This is a genomic window from Luteibacter sp. 9133, from assembly GCF_000800155.1.
GTDB lineage: Bacteria > Pseudomonadota > Gammaproteobacteria > Xanthomonadales > Rhodanobacteraceae > Luteibacter > Luteibacter mycovicinus.
Genome location: NZ_JUHO01000001.1, coordinates 1,308,741 through 1,325,738, shown reverse-complemented (window position 1 = coordinate 1,325,738; position 16,998 = coordinate 1,308,741). Strand labels below are relative to the sequence as shown.

Below are 16,998 nucleotides of genomic sequence, written 5' to 3'. Positions count from 1 at the left end.
GGGCGGCTGCCTTGCCGCTTATGCGGGCGTCGCTGCCGGGTAGATCAGCATCGCGTCGCCGTAGGAGAAAAACCGGTACCGCTGGAGCACCGCGTAGCGATAGGCGTCGAGAATCGTTTCCTTACCGGCCAGCGCGGAGACCAGCATCAGCAGGGTCGACTGCGGCAGGTGGAAATTGGTGATCAGCGCGTCGACGCTGGTGATCTTGTAGCCGGGGAAGATGAAGATCTGGGTCTCACCGGCGAAGGGGCGAAGCACCCCTTCCACCGTCGCGCTCTCCAGTGCGCGGACTACGGTCGTCCCCACCGCGATGACCCGACCGCCCGCGGCGCGCGTCGCACGGATCTTCTCGACCAGCGCCGCGCCCACATTCAGCCACTCGCGGTGCATCACGTGGTCACGCACGTCGTCGGCGCGCATCGGCTGAAACGTGCCTGCGCCCACGTGCAGCGTGACGTAACCCATATCGACGCCCACGTCGCGCAGGCGCTGTAACAGGTGCTCGTCGAAATGCAGGCCTGCGGTAGGCGCAGCAACCGCGCCGGGCTCACGAGCGAACACGGTCTGGTACCGCTCCATATCCGACTGATCGGCGGTGCGCTCGATGTAGGGCGGCAGCGGCATCTCGCCGAGACGGGACAGCAGGCGCTCCAGCGGTTCTTCGGACTCGAAGCGCAGCAGGAAGAATTCGCCTTCCCGGCCGAGCACCGTGATCATGCTGCCGTCGGCCAGTTCGATCCTGCCGCCTTCCTTCGGCTTCTTGCTGACACCCAGTTGCGCACGGGCCTCATGGGGTCCGGTGACGCGCTCGATCAGGATCTCCACGGCGCCGCCGGACTCCTTGCGGCCGTAAAGACGCGCCGGCAGGACACGGGTGTCGTTGAACACCAAAAGGTCGCCGGGACGAACCATTTCCGGGAGTTCGTCGAACTTACGGTCTTTTTTGCTGCGCGCGGCGACATCGACCACGAGCAGCCGGCTGCCTGAGCGCCTGGCCAGCGGGGCCTGGGCGATCAGGTCGGGCGGGAGTTCGAAGTCGAAATCGGATTTTTTCACGGCAAGGGCAGCATCGGGTAACGGGTGGGGATTATCGCCCACACCCGCCTCCGGGGCGACCTCGTCAGACGCGGGGCTTCCGTCGACGCCGGACGATGACCCAGCCGAAGCCTGCGGCAACGAGCGCCAGCACGATGATTTCGACGATCAGATGCTTACGGATGAAGTGTTTGACCGCCCTCACCTGCTGCGCACGCTTGAGTTCCCGAGCCCGATCGAAATCCGGCTGCTCGCACGTCCGACCGAAGTCGTCGGCCCATTCGACGTACGGGCCCTGCTTCACGTAACGCGCGTAGTAAGCCTCGGCGCGACGCTGACGTTCGCTGACCGGTTTGCCTGCCTCGCCCTCTTCCGGCTCGTCGTAACCGGGCGGACCGTCGAGCATCCATCCTGCGGCGACGCACAGGCTCGCGGCGAAGGCCTGGGAGCGCGGCGGCAGCAGGTCGGCGGCGGATACGGCTTCATCGGCCGCGACGTAACGGTAGTGGAAGCGCTGGTCGGGTTGCGCCGTGCTATCCGCGAAGCGCTGACGCTCCCCGCCGGTTACCAGGTCGCCCTTCAGCGTCGCCGCCGTCTGGCCGCTGCCGCCCGGGTAGCTGCCGCCTTCGTCGCGATAGTCCGGGCCCTGCTCGTAACCGAGCAGTTCCATGCCGTGCTCGCGGGCGATCCTCGCCGCCGCGAAACGCGCCTCGGCCTTGCCGATATCGGTCCAGCGGTGATCGCCATCATGCAGGTCGTCGGCGTAGGCCTTCGCGGTGGCGCGCAGGTCGACCTCCGCGTAACGCTTGTCCACACCGCTGGGAAAATACGTATAAGCATCGTCGAAACGGCCGGCACGCATCAGGCGACGCGCGAGCATCCAGCGCAGGCGATCGCCCAGCGTGAGCGAGTACGGCGACGCGAGCGCAGCATCCTTGTCATCGGCCTTCGGCGCGGGCGTCGCCGTGGGCGCGTTCGTATCCACGAAGCTCTTCAGTTCATCGACGGTGAGAACGCGCTCGCCGATGTACATCGTGTCGTTGCCGTAGCCTGCGCCGACGCCCTCGCCATCTTCGCCATAAACGTTGCCGTCGCCACCGACGGCGGTGGAAGCCTCATACATGCGCGTCATCGCTTCGACGTAGTCGCCGCGGGCCAGCGCGAGCACGCCGCGTTCGCCCATCAGCTGATGCACGCTGGCGGGCTCGAGCGCGGCCTTGGGATCGTCTGCGCGAGGGAAGGCCTTCGCCGCCTCCGCATAGGCCCCGGCGGCCGCGTTGCGATCGCCCTTGCGCAGTGCCAGCTTGGCGCGAACCCAGGCGGCGAGCGGACCGTCCGCGTGCGCAACGAGTTTCCCGGCGTCGTCGTACCTGCCCAGCGAGTACGTCAGCGAGGCCAGGCGATCCGCCGCGGCGACCTTGTCCGGTGCCACCTTGCCGATGGCATCGACGAGCGCGCTGAGTGTGGGATCGGGCTGGCCGTCGGTCGTCTGAGGAGCGACCCGAGCCAGCGCGTAGGTAACGAGCAGGCGCTGGGAGATCGGACCGTCGACGAGTGCCTGCGCCTGCTCCGGCACGGCGAGGACCGCGCCGGCCAGGGCGGCAAGCGATTCAACCGCGATGCCGGAGCCGTGACCGGCTTGCGCGGCGTACAGCGCGATCGCGTGTTTGAGATCGGCGGCCGGGATATCGGCGATGCAGTCGTCGCCGCTGACCATCTCGGCCCAGAGGCACGGTTTCCCACCCGCGTACAGGCTCTGGCGTGCCTCCTCACCGAAACTGGCGACCGCCAGGCCCTGCGCATCCGAGGCGCCGGCGAGCACGCGGGCACGCGTGTCCTGGAAGGCTTTCACCGCCGCCGCGCGTTCGGCGGCAAACGCAGGCGTACCGAACGCCTTGCCAGCGCGCAGCGCGTGAACCTCGCCAAGCATGTAAGCCGCCCACGCGCCGCGCGCTTTTGCCTGGTCCGGTGCCAGTGCCGCCACCGCTTCGAACTGGCCCTGAGCCTTGGCGAGCGCGTCGCCGTCGAAGTCGGTGCAGAGCGGCCGGCCGGCGACGTCCGGATAGTTGACCTCGGGCGCCTCCGGGCAATCGGCCACCGCGCGCTTCCAGTCGACCGCGCCGGCCACGTAGCCGCGCACGTCCTGAGGGAGACCCTCTCCCGCGACGAAGGCGTCCGCGCCGCTCGCCGATGCCATGAGCGTTTTCACCCGCTCGGCCTGATCCGGCGGAAGATCGGGCTTCGTATCCCGTTCGCCGTAGCGACTGGCTTCGACGGCGACCAGCGAATCGGTCGACGGCAGCAGATGGGCCGCCTCGAACGCGAACGTGTTCTGCGGCACGGCCGCCAGGGTGGCGGCGCGGTCGTCCAGCATCTGGGACGGGAACCACGGGCCGCAGGCCAGGGCGACCGCGCCTGCCAGAGCCAGCGCCGTGCCGACGGCCAGCGAATGGGACTTCATCATGAAAGCGGCGCTCCTTCAGCGCGGATGGATAAGGTGACGGGCGAACCCGCCGGGCAGCGCGCCCAGCCGATCGGCCGCTGAACGTGTGCGGGCAGTGGACGGGCTTGCCGTGAAACGAGTTCGAGGCCGTCGTCGGTGCGACGTACGACATATCCGTCGACACCATCGGCGACATCGCAGCCATGCGGAAGCCGCACGGCGACGGGCGCGACGGCGTCGATACCGCCGGGGTTGTCGATGAGCACGTCGGCGGCCGCGTCGCCGGTGCCGGGACGAAGCGTGGCCCGCAGCGCCGGTGCGTCCAGTTTCCCCGTTACCACGCCGCGCCATGTGGCGAGGCTCCAGGCACGCGTGTCCTCCGGTGTCGGAAGGCGGAACCAGGCCACGCCGACCAGACCTGCCGGCCGGGCGCGAGCGAGTCGGTCGACCACCCCGCGCACCGCGACGGGTGAGGCGTAGAGTTCGGAAGCGACGGCACCTGCCGCGCGTGCGCCTTGCTCGCTTTCGACCGCGAGCAAGGTGCCGTCGGCGTTCCAGCTCACCCGGGATCCATACGTAGGCAGGGCGACCCGGAACGGCTTATGGGTATGTCGGGCGAAGTCGGCGATCCAGCCGATCGCCACGTCCGGATCGAACAGACCCGCTTGCGGTGCCTGCACGGCGTGCACCTGCAGGACGGACTCATCGGGCACCGCGAGCACGGTGTCGAGATCGGGCGACCCTATCCAGGTGGGAAGTGCCGTGATCGATAGTGGCACGCCGCCAAGCTCGCCTTTCAGATGGCGCAGAAAGCTGGCATAGGCCGGCAGGCGCGCCGTGGGGCAGTCGTAGTCGATCTCGACGCCCGCCGCTGTCGCCGTCGTTTCGCGCACGAGCGTGACCACCCGGGACACCAGAGACGCCTCGTCGAAACGCGAAAGACGGCCGTCGATACGCACCACGAACACCACCGGCCGTCCGGTGGCGGCCAGCGCGGCGCGGTCCGGGGTGAAAACATGAAAGCTGCCGTCGCTGTCGGCCTGTGCGACAAGTACGCGCCAGTCGCGAACCAGATCCGACGAGGACGCCACGGACTCACGCAGCGAAGGCGTCCACTGACGCTGCCAGATGTAGGCGTCGTGGGTGAGTGGCGCGGGCGGGTGGGTGCAGGCGGACAGAAGCGTCCACAGCGCCAGAGCGATCGCCGGACGAAGACGCGGAGGCCGCGACCTGTTCATGCGTGTGTTCGCGAGCAGGCTCGCTCCTACATTGGGCCCTGAGTGCCGCCGCATGCGAGTGGATCTCCGTGACGCCGGCTGGCGTGGGCAGGTGCATTCTACCCGGCGGATCGCCCCTCAGAGCCACCCTTTTTGGCGGGCCAGGCGGTAGGCCTCGATCCGGTTCGCGGCGCCGAGTTTACCGATAGCTTCTGACAGGTAATTCCGAACCGTGCCGTGGGACAGGTTCAGCTGCGTACCGATGTCGCTGGCCGACTGCCCCTCCCCGGCGAGGCGAAGGACCTGCCGTTCGCGATCGTTCAGCGGGTCGGCATCGGACCAGGCTTCCAGCGCGAGTTGGGGATCGATGGCGCGACCACCACGATGCACGGTGCGCAAGGCATCGGCCAGGTTCTCCGCCGGCGCGTCCTTGAGCAGATAGCCACTGACGCCCGCGTCGAGGGCACGACGAAGGAACCCCGGACGAGCGAACGTCGTCACGATGACGACCTTGATCGGCAGCTCATGCCGATGCACCCGCTGCGCGATCTCCAGCCCGGTCAGCCCGGGCATCTCGATGTCGGTGACCAGCACATCGGGCTTCAGACGCTGGAGCTCGCGCCAGGCCGTCTCACCATCGGCGGCGGTGCCGAGCATTTCGATATCGGACTCCAGGTTGAGCAGCGCCGACAACGCGCCGCGCACCATCGCCTGATCTTCCGCAAGAAGTACCCGGATCATGCGGAGCGCTCCACCAGGCCACGAGCGCGTGGCAGGTTGATCGCGAGCAGCGTGCCCTGGCGCGCCGGGGACTCGATGGCCAGCCGGCCACCGATCCGCCGGATGCGTTCGCGCATGCCCGATACGCCGTTGCCATGGGCCGCCAGTCCTCCGCAGCCGTTGTCCGTGATGCGCATCGAAAATTCCTCTCCATTCCGGGTAATGACGACACGTGCCTCGGTGGCACTCGAATGTCGGTGAATATTGGTGACGGCCTCGCGCAGGACGAGAGCCAGTTCGGCCTCCGCCGTGGGTGCGAGATCGAAGCGATCGGGTAGCTCGGCGGACAAGGCGATACCGGACGCTTCCAGCATGACGCGTGCGGAAACGATTTCCCCGGCGAGATCGCCGGCACGAAGACCGGTCACCGCGCTGCGAACCTCGGCCAGTGTGTGCCGCGCGACGCGCTCGACTTCCTCCATTTCCTGCTGCGCCCGCACCGGATCGGCCAGCGCGAGACGCTTGGCCAGCTCGGATTTTAGGGTGATCAGCGACAACGTATGGCCCAGCAGATCGTGGAGGTCGCGCCCGATGCGCTCGCGCTCGGCCAGCGTGGCGAGACGCTGCACCTCGTCCTGCGAAAGCCGCAGCGCCGCATCGCGGCGGGCGCCGCGCACGTAGAGGTAGTTGCCGCAACCTGAAATCAACCCGGCGGCGAACACGATCGATACATGGAGAAAAGGGATGCCGAAGGCGAACGCCCAGGCCAGGGTCATCGCCGTGGCGGCCAGCGTGCCCACCAGCCAGAACCACGGTCGACGGGCGTACGCCAACAGGGACACGCCGAGCACGACGTAGCCCAACGAGATGGGATTGACCAGCCACAGGACGAAACCGAGTGCGACGATGGCAGCGGCGTAAAACGGCAACCGGCACAACGGGCCGATGAAAACGCCCACCGTACAAGCCACGTAGACCACGATCGAGGCAAGTGTCGGCGCCATCCACGACCACTGAAAACCGTGGACGGCCAATGGCCCCTGGACCAGGCCGATCAGCCAGAACATCTGCACGCCCGCCTGCCAGCGCAGGTAGGTCGGGGAACGGAAACTCGCCAGCAGCGAATCCGGGTGGGTAGCCGGCCAGTACTTCATGACGCGAGACGCTGGTTACCGGGCAGCGCGCCCGGCAGTTCGCCACGAGGCGGCGTCACCAGACGGTCGCCGGGGTTCAACGGGACCGTGATGCGCACGCGCGTGCCGGCACCGCGAGCCGACTCGAACGAAAGCGTGCCCCCCAGCTTGCGCACGCGCTCGCGCATGCCGCAGATACCGTTGCCTTCATCCGATACGCCACCCTTACCGTCATCGATGACGGTGAGTACCAGTTCCTTGCCGTGCACCTCGACGCGCGCTTCGGCGATCGACGCGCGCGCGTGACGATGCACGTTGGTGACCGCCTCGCGCAGGACGAGAGCCAGCTCGGCTTCGATCCGCTCGGAAAGGACGGGCAGTTCGGTGGTGTACTCGAAGCCGACCATCGACGCATTCAGCAGAAGACGCGCCGAGGCCAGTTCGGCGGCGATGCCCGAGGCGCGGATACCGGTGACCGCGGAACGCACCTCGGCGAGGGCATGCCGGGCTACGCGCTCGGCTTCCTCCATCTCACGGCGCGCCGCCGCTTCGTCTTTGTCGAGCAGCCGGCGCGACAGCTCGAGTTTCAGCGTGATGAGCGACAAGGTGTGACCGAGCAGATCGTGCAGGTCGCGGCCGATACGCTCTCGCTCGGCCATCGCGGCAAGGCGGCGGACCTCGTCGTGGGACAGCTTGAGTTCCGCGTCACGCTGCGCGTTGTACCGGTAGATCACGTTGATCGAGCCGACGCACAACGCAATGAAGGTGATGCCGGCGATGATCGCCGGAGGCCAAGAATAGACGTACCAGCCCACGAGGACAAACGCACCGAGCACGCCGCCCATGCCACTGAATGACCGTTTTGGCGAACCGTCGAAGCCGACCATCGCGCAGGCATAGATGACATAACACCCCCCGGCGCTCGCATTGACCCCCATGACGGCAAAGCCCAGCAGCGCGGCCGCGCCGCCAAGCCAGGGCGACCATCTCAGCGACCGCGTGTAACAGAGCGCATACAGGCCGAGGAACACCGGAAACGAAGTCGCCGTTACGAGCCACCAGTGCGGCGAAAGCGTCCTTGCGAACGCAAGATCGCCGAAGACGTAGACCGTCCAGACCAGATGAAACAGGCTGGCGACGCGCAGGCGCGGCTTGTCGCGGAAGCGATTCCAGAGCGAGTCCGGTGCTGGCGTGAACCACGAGCGGGCCATACGGGTGTCCGAGGAAAGGCGTGGCGTCATGCTACTTCAACCGTAGCGGCGCAGGCGGCGCGTCGCGATCAGGAGAAACACCGCGGTGAACCCGAGTAGGACAAGCGCGTGGATCGCGTCACCGCCCTCTCCCAGACCCACCACCGAGAGCGCCAGCCGGTCGAGATGATACGCAGGCCACAACGGCGCGATGGACTGCAGGAACGACGGCAGCACCGGCAACGGAATCCACAGGCCCGACAGGAACGCCATCGGCAGGTAGATCAGGTTGACCACCCCGGGCGCGCCCTGCCCCTTCACCAGCGTACCGATCAGCAGGCCCAGTGCGCAGAAAGGCAGGACGCCGAGCACCTGGAGTACGAAAAAGGCGGCGATGCGCGATGCGGGCAACGATACGCCGGCGACGAAGGTCGCCAGGCACAGCAGGATGATCGAGATGATGGCGGCCACCAGCACGGCCATGCACATCTTGCCGATGAGGTATGCGCCGGGAGGCATGGGCAAGGCGCGCTTGAGTGTCAGTAGCCCGGTATCGCGCTCCAGCGCCAGCGATACGCCGAAGCCGAACAGCCCCGGCGCCATGACACCGAACGTGCCGTACGAGGCAAGAAGATAGCGTGGCGCATCGGCGCTGTTCGAATGCGCGAGGAAGATGCCGAACATCACGTAGAACACCGACGGAAACAGCAGCGTCGGCAGCAGGAATCCGGGATTGCGCAGGTAGCGCAGGCATTCCGCCCGGGCTTCCTGGAGATAAGCGTTGATCAGGCGCCCGGCGGTCATCGCCGGCACGGCGGTGCTTTCGATCGTGTTCATGCGGCCTCCCGGGCGATGTCGCCGGCTTCGGATTCGCGGGTGATTTCGGTGAAGGCCTCCGCCAGACCGGCACGCTGCACTTCCAGTTCGGACAGTGTCGGATCCGCATCGAGCAGGCGGCGCACGACACCTTCCGCCTGCGTCGTGGCGATGGTCAGACGCCCCTGATGCGTGTCGACCGAGGTCACCCCGGGCCACTGCGCAATGACGTCCGTGGGTATCGTGGTGACGCAGCGAATACGGCGCACAGCGACATGCGCGCGTAGCGCATCGACCGTGCCTTCGGAGATCACCTTGCCTTTGGCGATGACGCAGACGCGGTCCGCCAGCGCTTCGGCTTCTTCCAGGTAGTGGGTGGTCAGCACCACGGCACACCCGCCGGCGACCAGCTTGCGGATGGCGGTCCACAGCGCCTGGCGGGCCGTGATATCCATGCCGACCGTAGGCTCGTCGAGAAAGAGGATTTCGGGACGCCCCGCCAGCGCCATGGCGAACTGCACACGGCGTTGCTGACCGCCCGACAGATCGCTGTACTTCCGGCCCAGCAAGTCGACGATGCCGGCCAGCGCGGCGGACTCCGGGACGGGGCGCGGCTCCGGGTAGTAGCTCGCCGTGAGGGTGAGCAACTCGCGCACCTTCAAGGTGGGCGGAAGACTCGCCGACTGCAACATGACGCCGATACGCCGACGCGCGTCGATGTCCTGCGGATCGCGGCCGAAAAGGCTGGCGGTACCGCTGTCGGCGCGGATGAGACCCAGCAGCAGACCGATGCTCGTGCTCTTACCGGCGCCATTGGGCCCGAGTAGCGCCAGCAACTCGCCACGGTGAATGGAAAGATCGATGCCGTCGAGCGCGACGAGGTTGCCGTAGCGCTTGCCGACATGGTCCAGACGTGCAATGCAGGTGTCGTTGTTCATGAGTGCCCTCCCTTGCGTCGCACCATATTCGGACGCAACCCGTTGGTGGCAGTCGCTTGCGTCATTGTGCGAGTGTGACAAGCGTCACCCGGGGGTTACGGGGCCAAAAACCGCATGCTATGCTGGGCCATTAAACCCTTTACATATAAACACTTAGCGGTCGAAGGAGTGCGTTATGGACGTTATCGGTCATCTGCGTGAGCTGCGTGAATTCGGTGGCTCGGCGCGTACGCGGGGCCTCCCGGATACGACCATCGCCCGCTTTGCCTCCTCCGACCCCGCGCTGGTCCGTGCCATCGAAGAGGCGGTTGCCTATCACCGCGCGCTGCGTACCGACATGGCCGACTTCCTCCGCCTGGACGAAGCCGAACAGATCCACCAGCTGCAGTCGAGCCTCGTCAACTTCTATCCCGACGACGGTCTCAATCCGTATGTGCCCGCCGCGGCTCGCGGCCCGTGGGTCGTCACGCTGAAAGGTGCCGTGGTCCACGACAACGGCGGCTACGGCATGCTCGGCTTCGGTCACAACCCGGAGGCGATCATCGAAGCGATGTCGCGTCCGCAGGTCATGGCCAATGTGATGACGGCCAACGTCGCGCAGACGCGTCTTTGCGCCGCTCTGCGCAAGGAACTCGGTCGCACACGCGGCGGCAGCCCGTATACGCATTTCCTCTGTCTCAACTCCGGCTCGGAATCGGTCACGCTCGCCGGCCGCATCGCCGACGTCAACGCACGTGTGATGACGGACCCGGGCGCGCGTCACGCGGGTCGCAGCATCAAGCGTCTCGCCGTGAAAGGCGCCTTCCACGGCCGCACCGAGCGTCCGGCGCTCTATTCCGACTCATCGCGTCGCAACTACCAGCAGCACCTGGCCAGCTTCCGTAACGAAGACTCGCTGATCACGGTCGAGCCCTATAACGTCGCGGGTCTGAAGGCCGCGTTTGCCGAAGCCGATCGCCAGGGCTGGTTCATCGAGGCGATGTTCCTCGAGCCGGTCATGGGCGAAGGCGATCCGGGCCGTGCGCTCACGCCGGAGTTTTACGCCGCCGCACGCGAACTCACCCGCGAGCACGGCACCCTGCTGCTGGTCGATTCGATCCAGGCCGGCCTGCGTGCGCACGGCGTGCTGTCGATCGTCGATTACCCCGGCTTCGAGTCGATGGAAGCGCCGGACATGGAGACCTTTTCCAAGGCGCTCAACGCTGGCCAGTACCCCCTCTCCGTCCTCGCCGTCACCGAGCGCACCGCCGGCCTGTATCGCAAGGGCATCTACGGCAACACAATGACCGCCAACCCGCGCGCCCTCGACGTCGCCGTCGCCACGCTGGCCGAACTGACCGACACGGTACGCGACAACATCGTGGCGCGTGGCCGTGAATTCGTGCAGAAGCTCGAGGGCCTCAAGAACGAACTCGGCGGCCTGATCACCAAGGTCCAGGGCACGGGCCTGTTGTTCTCCTGCGAGCTGGCCCCCGAGTTCAAGTGCTATGGCGAGGGCTCCACCGAGGAATACATGCGCGAGCGCGGCATCGGTGTGATTCACGGCGGCGCCAACTCGCTGCGCTTCACCCCGCACTTCCAGGTGACCAGCGCCGAGGTGGACCTCATCATCGAGGAGATCCGCCATGCGCTGAAGGAAGGCCCGCGCCGGGCGGAATCGTCAACCAAGGCGGCGTAACAGTCCCTGTAGGAGCGCGCCTCGCGCGCGATCCCCGACCGCGATGAGCCCCGACCGCCATTGCGTAGCCCCGAAAAATCGCGCGCGAGGCGCGCTCCTACAGGTTAAGCTCGGACCGCCGGATTGGCCCGGCGTCACGTAGGGGTTCGCCATGCGTACGCAGATTCGTGTCCTTGCCGTAGCTTCGCTTCTCGCCTTCGCCACAGGCGCCATCGCGGCCTCGCCGCAGGCGCCCGCCAAAAAGGACCTCACGCCGCAGCAACAGCGGATGAGCACCTGCAATACGCAAGCCACCGGCAAGAAGGGCGACGAACGCAAGGCCTTCATGAGCAGCTGCCTGAAGGGTGAGCAGCCGGCCAAGGCGACGCAGCAGGACAAGATGAAATCGTGTAACGCCGACGCATCGGCAAAGAGCCTCAAGGGCGACGAACGCAAGCACTACATGAGCACCTGTCTCAAGGGCTGATCAACAGACCGGGCGCCGCGTGCGAGAATGGCGCGTCGCCCACTGTCCTGTTTCCGTCCATGAAAATCGTCGAAGTCCGTCACCCCCTCATCCAGCACAAGCTCGGCCTCATGCGCGCCGCGGGCATCAGCACGAAGGAATTCCGTGAGCTGGCCTCCGAGGTCGCCGCGTTGCTGACGTACGAGGCCACGGCCGACATGGAAACCGAGTGCAAGACCATCCAGGGCTGGGCTGGCCCCGTCGAGGTCACCCACATCAAGGGCAAGAAGGTCACCATCGTTCCGATCCTGCGCGCGGGCCTCGGCATGCTCACCGGCGTGCTCGAAATGATCCCGGCGGCGAAGGTCAGCGTGGTCGGTCTTCAGCGCGACGAGGAAACGCTCGAGCCTGTCGCCTACTACGAAAAGCTCAGTGGCGGCATGGACGAGCGCACGGCGATCATCGTCGATCCGATGCTGGCGACCGCGGGCACGCTGGTCGCCACTGTCGACATGCTCAAGGCGGCCGGCGCGAAGCGGATCAAGGGCCTGTTCCTGGTCGCCGCACCCGAAGGCCTCAAACGCATCGAGGCCGCACATCCGGACATCGAGATCTACGTCGCCTCCATCGACGACCATCTCAATGAACTGGGTTATATCCTGCCCGGCCTCGGCGACGCGGGCGACAAGATCTTCGGCACCAAGCAGAAGACCTGAGTCCTGACGAACGTCGCACCGCGAATCAGCTGGTGACGGCTTCGCGGGCGTCGAGCGCGGCCGCCAGCCGGGAGGCATGCTGCCGCGTCGTGTAAAGCATCTGCCCGAGTCCCGAGTGAGTACCACCGGCGACGCAGACGACGACATCGAGATGCTCGCTGCGCGCCTGGCAAAGCACGACGTGCCCTCCTTCCGCTTCGATGCATACGTGCCGGCACGCCCCCAGATGCGCTTCGTGACTGCCCAGCTCGCCGAGCGCGGCGAGCGAGCCCGCGACGGCGGCCAGCCGGGCCGGATCGTCGCCCGGTTCGACCCGGCACGCCAGCTGCAAGCCATCGCTCGTGGTCACGATCACGGCGCGCACGCCCCGGACGTCACGCAGCAGGCGATCGGCCGTCCGTTCGCATAATGTGCGGGATTCCTCGTCGACCGTCAGCACGCGACCTCCGCATGGGCGGTCAGCTGCCAGAGCAGCAGATCGATCAGCTGCAGGACATCGTCCTTGCGCGTCGCGTTGGCCGCGATCACCGGACAGGTGACGCCGTGGCGTGCCGCCACGCGGACGAACGCATCGAGACCCGGCAGCGGATGCCCTTCGGTGCGCCCGATGCCCACCACGCAGGGTGCCGTGCGCAACAGGTCGGCGAAGCCGGCGAGGTAACGGGAAAAGTCCTCGAGCGGAGCCGGCCGGCTGTTGTCGATGAGGATGATCAGACCGAGCGCGCCGCGGCCGATGATCTTCCACATGAAGTCGAAACGCTCCTGGCCCGGCGTACCGTAAAGGCGCAGCGTCTCGCCATCGGCCAGCACCAGTTCGCCGTAATCCATACCGACCGTGGTGGTCGCCTTGGCGAAACCCGCATCCATGTTGCGTGCTTCGGTGGCCATCGGCGCGACGTCACTGACCGCGGCTATCGCGGTGGTCTTGCCGGCGCCGGTGGTGCCGGTGAACACAAGCTTGAATTCAGGCATCGCTATCAGAGTCCCAGTCGTGCACGGATACGCCCGATCACACCGACGCGCTCACGCACGGTCAGGCTCGACAGAAACGGATTCTGGATATCGCGTTTTCCGGCGGCGAGCGGTTCGCTGGACAGCAACCCCGCGTCATGCAGGTCGGTGAGCAACTGGCGGCATTCGCCGGCGGTGCAGCCGATCATCCGGGTGAGCTCGCCGGCGCTGACGTCCGCACGCAGCAGGACCGCGGACATGCGCATGCGCTCCCGCGTCGCGACCAGTCCGGCTTCGGGCCAGTGGCGCAGCCGGAAGCTGTTGGTCGCCATCGCATGACGGTCGATGCGTGAGGGCAGCGCCGGCGATGCCTGCTCGAGCAGGTCGCCCAGTTCGTTCAACGTATCTTCGAGCGTGTGATAGTTGAAGGGGAACGCCAGCACCCGGCTGTGTTGGGTCGCGTCCGCGTAGGCACCCCTTCCGATAGGCTGCAGTGCGATGCGATTGTCTTCGCTGCGTACCACCAGATCGCCTTCGACCGCCGTAGCGATCCAGCGCTGACGAAGCCGGCCATCGATCACCCGCATCAGCGAGCGCAGCACCATTTCATGTCGCGTCTCGACGTCCCGGCACTCGAACGTCAGCCCTCGCCGTTCCTGCCGGAAAAGCGCATCACTGTTCACGAAATCCCCCGATAACGCGCTGAAAACGGTGTTTTCGCCACCGTGCTGGGAGTGAGATTAGCCAGCACGGCAGGCGAATAGCGCGACATTCGTCACACATCCGGTGCGTCACATTCCGCTGTCATAAATTTGCGTCAGACTCGCCGGTACGGACCTTCACGGGGGGAACGTCGCGCGAGGACCGGGCGACGCTGTGGGTCGCGTACAACCAACGACTCGAGGGGACATTCGAATGCGTTTGACCACGTCACAGCGCGCCACATGGGCGGCGCTGGCAGGCCTCATGGCCGTCCTTCCGCTGCAGGCGGCGGACCTTTCCATCACCCAGTTCCGCGTACGCGGGCCCGCCGGCGGCAACGACGAATTCGTCGAGGTGCAGAACACCGGCACCGCCGCGCTGGACGTGTCCGGCTACAAGTTCAACGCATCCAACGCGAGCGGCACGACCGGCACACGCTTCACCTTCCCTGCCGGGACATCGGTCGCTCCGGGCTGCTTCCTGCTGCTTTCCAACAAGGCGGCATCGGGCTATTCGGGCACGGTAACGCCTGACCTGAGCTACTCCACCGGCGTCACCGACGACGGTGGCCTCGCTCTGCTCGACGCCTCGGGCTCGGTCATCGATCAGGTAGGCCTCAGCGCGGGTTCGGCGTACAAGCTCGGCACGGCGCTGACGACGCTGGGCACCGGCAATTCGGACCAGGGTTACCAGCGCAAGGTCAACGGCGCGGGCCTGCCGCAGTCCACTGGCGACAACTCGGCGGACTGGGTGAAGGTCGCACCGACCGCTCCGCGCGCAAGCACATCGCCTTGCACGGTCCAGGGCACCAGCCTGTCGATCGCCGATGCCACAGTGAGCCTGCGTAACGGCGACGACGTGCCGATGCCGTTCTCCGTCACGCTGAGCGAGCCGGCGGACACCGACGTCACCGTGCATGCCCGGACCGCCGACGACACCGCCACCGTGGCGGCCGGCGACTACGACGCCGTGGACACGACGCTCACGATTCCGGCCGGTTCGACCACGACGACCCTCACGGTGAACGTGCACGGAGCCAGGGCGGCCGGACCGGACAAGGCGCTGCGCGTCAGCCTGTCCAACGCGACGGGTGACGTGACGCTGGCGAAGGACACGGCGGTCGGCGCCATCCTCAATCAGATCCCCATCGCCGCCGAAATCTGGCAGGTCACCGGTCGCGGTCAGGTCTCGCCACTGGTCGGCAAGCGTGTCGCCACGACGGGTAACGTGGTGACCGCCGTCGGCCCCGCGGGCTTCACCATCCAGACGCCGGACAACCGTGCGGATGACGACCGCCTCACCTCCAACGGCATCTATGTGTTCACCAGTTCGGCACCGACGGTCAAGATCGGTGACCTGGTGAACGTGGAAGCGACGGTCGACAATTATTACAACCTGCCTGAGCTGAAGAGCGCCACGGTCGTCACGACGATGCACGGCGCGAAGCTGCCGGCCGCCGTCGTCTTCGATGACAAGATCCCCTCCACGGATCCCAACGCCCTTTCCTGCGGCGACACCAACTTCCAGTGCTATGTCGGCATGCGTGTCGCCATCGACAACGGCATGATCACCACAGGCAACCTGCGCTTCAGCAACGAACCGTTCGCCGAGGTGTACATCACCGCCAATGGCCAGCGTTCGCTGCGCAAGCCGGGCGTGCGCTACACGGTAGCCGTGCCCGACGGCGTCAACCTGCCGAACTGGTCGGGCAACCCGGAAGTGTTCAAGATGAACACCGCCGACTACGGTGCCGTGCCGGCCAACACGCCATTCAACGCGGGCACCACGTTCCGCGCGGAAGGCGTCATGTCGTACGCGTTCGGTGCGTATACGCTGATCCCGACCAAGGTCACGGTGAAGAAAGCGGTCGAACTGCCGCGTCCCGTGGACTCGCATGCGTTCTACGCGGTGCGGGTGGGCGCGCTCAACACCGAGCGTTTCTGCGACACCAACTTCAACACGACCTTTACCTGCAGCGGCGGCGACACCGAGCCGACGGCGGATCAGGTCAAACTTAAGACGCAGCGCCTGTCCGCATACATCGGCGGCGTGCTCAAGCTGCCCGACATCCTCTCTGTGGAAGAAGTGAAGAGCCTCGCCGTGCTGCAGGGCCTCGCCAGGCAACTGGGTGACGACTACCCGGCACAGTACGAAGCGTTCCTGCAGGAAGGCCACGATCCGAGCGGTATCAACGTCGGTTTCCTGGTGCGTACCGACCGCGTACGCGTGCTCGACGTGCGCCAGCTGGGCGCGGATGAAACCTGGCAGGATCAGGGTTCGACCGCCTTCGTGCACGACCATCCGCCGCTGCTGCTGACCGCCGAAGTACCGTCGATCCTCGGCAAGATGCGCATCAACGTGATCTCGGTGCACCCGAAGGCACGCCAGAACGTGGACAAGACCGGCACCACCGCCGATCGCGACCGCGAAAAGCGCTTCCTGCAGGCGAAGTCGCTGGCGACCCAGGTCCAGGCGATTCAGACCGACCGCAAGAACCTTCTCGCGCCGCTGCTGGTCGTCGGTGACTTCAACGCGTATCAGTTCAGCGATGGCTTCACCGACGTAGTCGGCCTGATATCCGGTCGCTACGACGACAGCCAGAACCTGCTGAAGCTGGGCAAGAACCTGGTCAGGCCGGCACTGTGGAACGCCGTGGATTCGGTACCGGCGAACGATCGTTATTCGTTCCTGTTCACCGAGAACTTCGGCAACATCCAGGGCCAGGCCCCGCGCTCGGTGCCGACGCACCAGGTACTCGACCATGCGCTGCTCAACACGGTGGCCCGTGGCCTGTTCCTCAAGATGCAGTACGGCCGCGGCAACCTCGACGCACCGGTACAGACGCTGGACGATTCCGCGTCGGCGACCGATGTGAAGAAGGCGCTGGGCTCATCGGACCACGATGGTTTCGTGGTCGACATGGTGACGCTGCCGCTGGGCTTGTTCTAAGCCCCGTGTAGGAGCGCGCTCTGCGCGCGAAAGGCCCTGTGCGACGCTCTGTCGCGAACGGGCTT

15 protein-coding genes are annotated in these 16,998 nt (G+C 66.4%); 4 read left to right on the top strand and 11 right to left on the bottom strand.

Annotation, left to right across the window (positions count from 1 at the left end; translation table 11 throughout):
- Positions 1–18: 18 nt before the first annotated feature.
- From queA to FA87_RS05655, 8 genes are all read right to left on the bottom strand, one after another.
- Positions 19–1,056 (bottom strand): tRNA preQ1(34) S-adenosylmethionine ribosyltransferase-isomerase QueA, encoded by a 1,038-nt coding sequence (queA, locus tag FA87_RS05690; RefSeq protein WP_036118098.1) that lies wholly within the window; start codon positions 1,054–1,056, stop codon positions 19–21.
- A gap of 64 nt (positions 1,057–1,120) precedes the next feature.
- Positions 1,121–3,499 (bottom strand): hypothetical protein, encoded by a 2,379-nt coding sequence (locus FA87_RS05685; RefSeq protein WP_052191165.1) that lies wholly within the window; start codon positions 3,497–3,499, stop codon positions 1,121–1,123.
- The gene (locus FA87_RS05680) at positions 3,496–4,716 is read right to left on the bottom strand and encodes a DUF3142 domain-containing protein (RefSeq protein WP_052191164.1); all 1,221 of its coding nucleotides are present in this window, start codon (positions 4,714–4,716) and stop codon (positions 3,496–3,498) included. Before FA87_RS05680 ends, FA87_RS05685 begins: the two co-directional genes overlap by 4 nt.
- A gap of 117 nt (positions 4,717–4,833) precedes the next feature.
- Positions 4,834–5,436, bottom strand: coding sequence for a response regulator transcription factor (locus tag FA87_RS05675; protein ID WP_036114856.1), 603 nt, complete (start codon positions 5,434–5,436; stop codon positions 4,834–4,836).
- On the bottom strand, positions 5,433–6,569 hold the full coding sequence (locus FA87_RS05670) for a sensor histidine kinase (RefSeq protein ID WP_051943865.1): 1,137 nt from the start codon (positions 6,567–6,569) through the stop codon (positions 5,433–5,435). The genes FA87_RS05675 and FA87_RS05670 overlap by 4 nt, the downstream gene beginning before the upstream one ends.
- Positions 6,566–7,789: a sensor histidine kinase gene (locus FA87_RS05665; protein WP_081996477.1), complete on the bottom strand. Its 1,224-nt coding sequence runs from the start codon at positions 7,787–7,789 to the stop codon at positions 6,566–6,568. Before FA87_RS05665 ends, FA87_RS05670 begins: the two co-directional genes overlap by 4 nt.
- A 6-nt stretch (positions 7,790–7,795) precedes the next feature.
- Positions 7,796–8,575 (bottom strand): ABC transporter permease, encoded by a 780-nt coding sequence (locus FA87_RS05660; RefSeq protein WP_043692992.1) that lies wholly within the window; start codon positions 8,573–8,575, stop codon positions 7,796–7,798.
- Positions 8,572–9,492 carry an ABC transporter ATP-binding protein gene (locus FA87_RS05655; protein WP_043692989.1) on the bottom strand — a complete coding sequence of 307 codons (921 nt, stop codon included), beginning with the start codon at positions 9,490–9,492 and terminating at the stop codon, positions 8,572–8,574. Before FA87_RS05655 ends, FA87_RS05660 begins: the two co-directional genes overlap by 4 nt.
- Positions 9,493–9,667: 175 nt before the next feature.
- On the opposite strand from FA87_RS05655, the gene FA87_RS05650 reads away from it, so the two are divergent.
- The 3 genes from FA87_RS05650 to upp all read left to right on the top strand — a co-directional run bounded on the left by FA87_RS05650 (position 9,668) and on the right by upp (position 12,331).
- Entirely contained in the window at positions 9,668–11,170 is a 1,503-nt protein-coding gene (locus FA87_RS05650) for an aminotransferase class III-fold pyridoxal phosphate-dependent enzyme (RefSeq protein ID WP_043692987.1), read from the top strand.
- 151 nt (positions 11,171–11,321) lie between these two features.
- The gene (locus FA87_RS05645; protein WP_043692984.1) at positions 11,322–11,636 is read left to right on the top strand and encodes a PsiF family protein; all 315 of its coding nucleotides are present in this window, start codon (positions 11,322–11,324) and stop codon (positions 11,634–11,636) included.
- A gap of 59 nt (positions 11,637–11,695) precedes the next feature.
- Positions 11,696–12,331 carry a uracil phosphoribosyltransferase gene (gene upp, locus FA87_RS05640; protein ID WP_036114872.1) on the top strand — a complete coding sequence of 212 codons (636 nt, stop codon included), beginning with the start codon at positions 11,696–11,698 and terminating at the stop codon, positions 12,329–12,331.
- 25 nt (positions 12,332–12,356) lie between these two features.
- Here the strand turns inward: upp and FA87_RS20935 are convergent, their stop codons facing one another.
- From FA87_RS20935 to FA87_RS05625, 3 genes are read right to left on the bottom strand one after another with little or no spacing between them, the layout of a single operon-like run.
- Positions 12,357–12,770 (bottom strand): roadblock/LC7 domain-containing protein, encoded by a 414-nt coding sequence (locus tag FA87_RS20935; RefSeq protein WP_052191162.1) that lies wholly within the window; start codon positions 12,768–12,770, stop codon positions 12,357–12,359.
- Positions 12,764–13,303 (bottom strand): ATP/GTP-binding protein, encoded by a 540-nt coding sequence (locus FA87_RS05630; protein ID WP_036114875.1) that lies wholly within the window; start codon positions 13,301–13,303, stop codon positions 12,764–12,766. Before FA87_RS05630 ends, FA87_RS20935 begins: the two co-directional genes overlap by 7 nt.
- A 5-nt stretch (positions 13,304–13,308) precedes the next feature.
- On the bottom strand, positions 13,309–13,965 hold the full coding sequence (locus FA87_RS05625; protein WP_156128500.1) for a hypothetical protein: 657 nt from the start codon (positions 13,963–13,965) through the stop codon (positions 13,309–13,311).
- Positions 13,966–14,197: 232 nt separating this feature from the next.
- On the opposite strand from FA87_RS05625, the gene FA87_RS05620 reads away from it, so the two are divergent.
- Positions 14,198–16,933, top strand: a complete 2,736-nt coding sequence (locus tag FA87_RS05620) for a lamin tail domain-containing protein (RefSeq protein ID WP_081996476.1) — start codon at positions 14,198–14,200, stop codon at positions 16,931–16,933.
- Positions 16,934–16,998: the final 65 nt, after the last annotated feature.

Coding starts and splice junctions, on each gene's coding strand:
- FA87_RS05630 (WP_036114875.1), bottom strand. CDS start 13,303: ATGCCTGAATTCAAGCTTGTGTTCACCGGCACCACCGGCGCCGGCAAG.
- FA87_RS05620 (WP_081996476.1), top strand. CDS start 14,198: ATGCGTTTGACCACGTCACAGCGCGCCACATGGGCGGCGCTGGCAGGC.
- FA87_RS05650 (WP_043692987.1), top strand. CDS start 9,668: ATGGACGTTATCGGTCATCTGCGTGAGCTGCGTGAATTCGGTGGCTCG.
- FA87_RS05665 (WP_081996477.1), bottom strand. CDS start 7,789: ATGACGCCACGCCTTTCCTCGGACACCCGTATGGCCCGCTCGTGGTTC.
- FA87_RS05685 (WP_052191165.1), bottom strand. CDS start 3,499: ATGATGAAGTCCCATTCGCTGGCCGTCGGCACGGCGCTGGCTCTGGCA.
- FA87_RS05645 (WP_043692984.1), top strand. CDS start 11,322: ATGCGTACGCAGATTCGTGTCCTTGCCGTAGCTTCGCTTCTCGCCTTC.
- upp (WP_036114872.1), top strand. CDS start 11,696: ATGAAAATCGTCGAAGTCCGTCACCCCCTCATCCAGCACAAGCTCGGC.
- FA87_RS05675 (WP_036114856.1), bottom strand. CDS start 5,436: ATGATCCGGGTACTTCTTGCGGAAGATCAGGCGATGGTGCGCGGCGCG.
- FA87_RS05680 (WP_052191164.1), bottom strand. CDS start 4,716: ATGAACAGGTCGCGGCCTCCGCGTCTTCGTCCGGCGATCGCTCTGGCG.
- FA87_RS05670 (WP_051943865.1), bottom strand. CDS start 6,569: ATGAAGTACTGGCCGGCTACCCACCCGGATTCGCTGCTGGCGAGTTTC.
- FA87_RS05655 (WP_043692989.1), bottom strand. CDS start 9,492: ATGAACAACGACACCTGCATTGCACGTCTGGACCATGTCGGCAAGCGC.
- FA87_RS05660 (WP_043692992.1), bottom strand. CDS start 8,575: ATGAACACGATCGAAAGCACCGCCGTGCCGGCGATGACCGCCGGGCGC.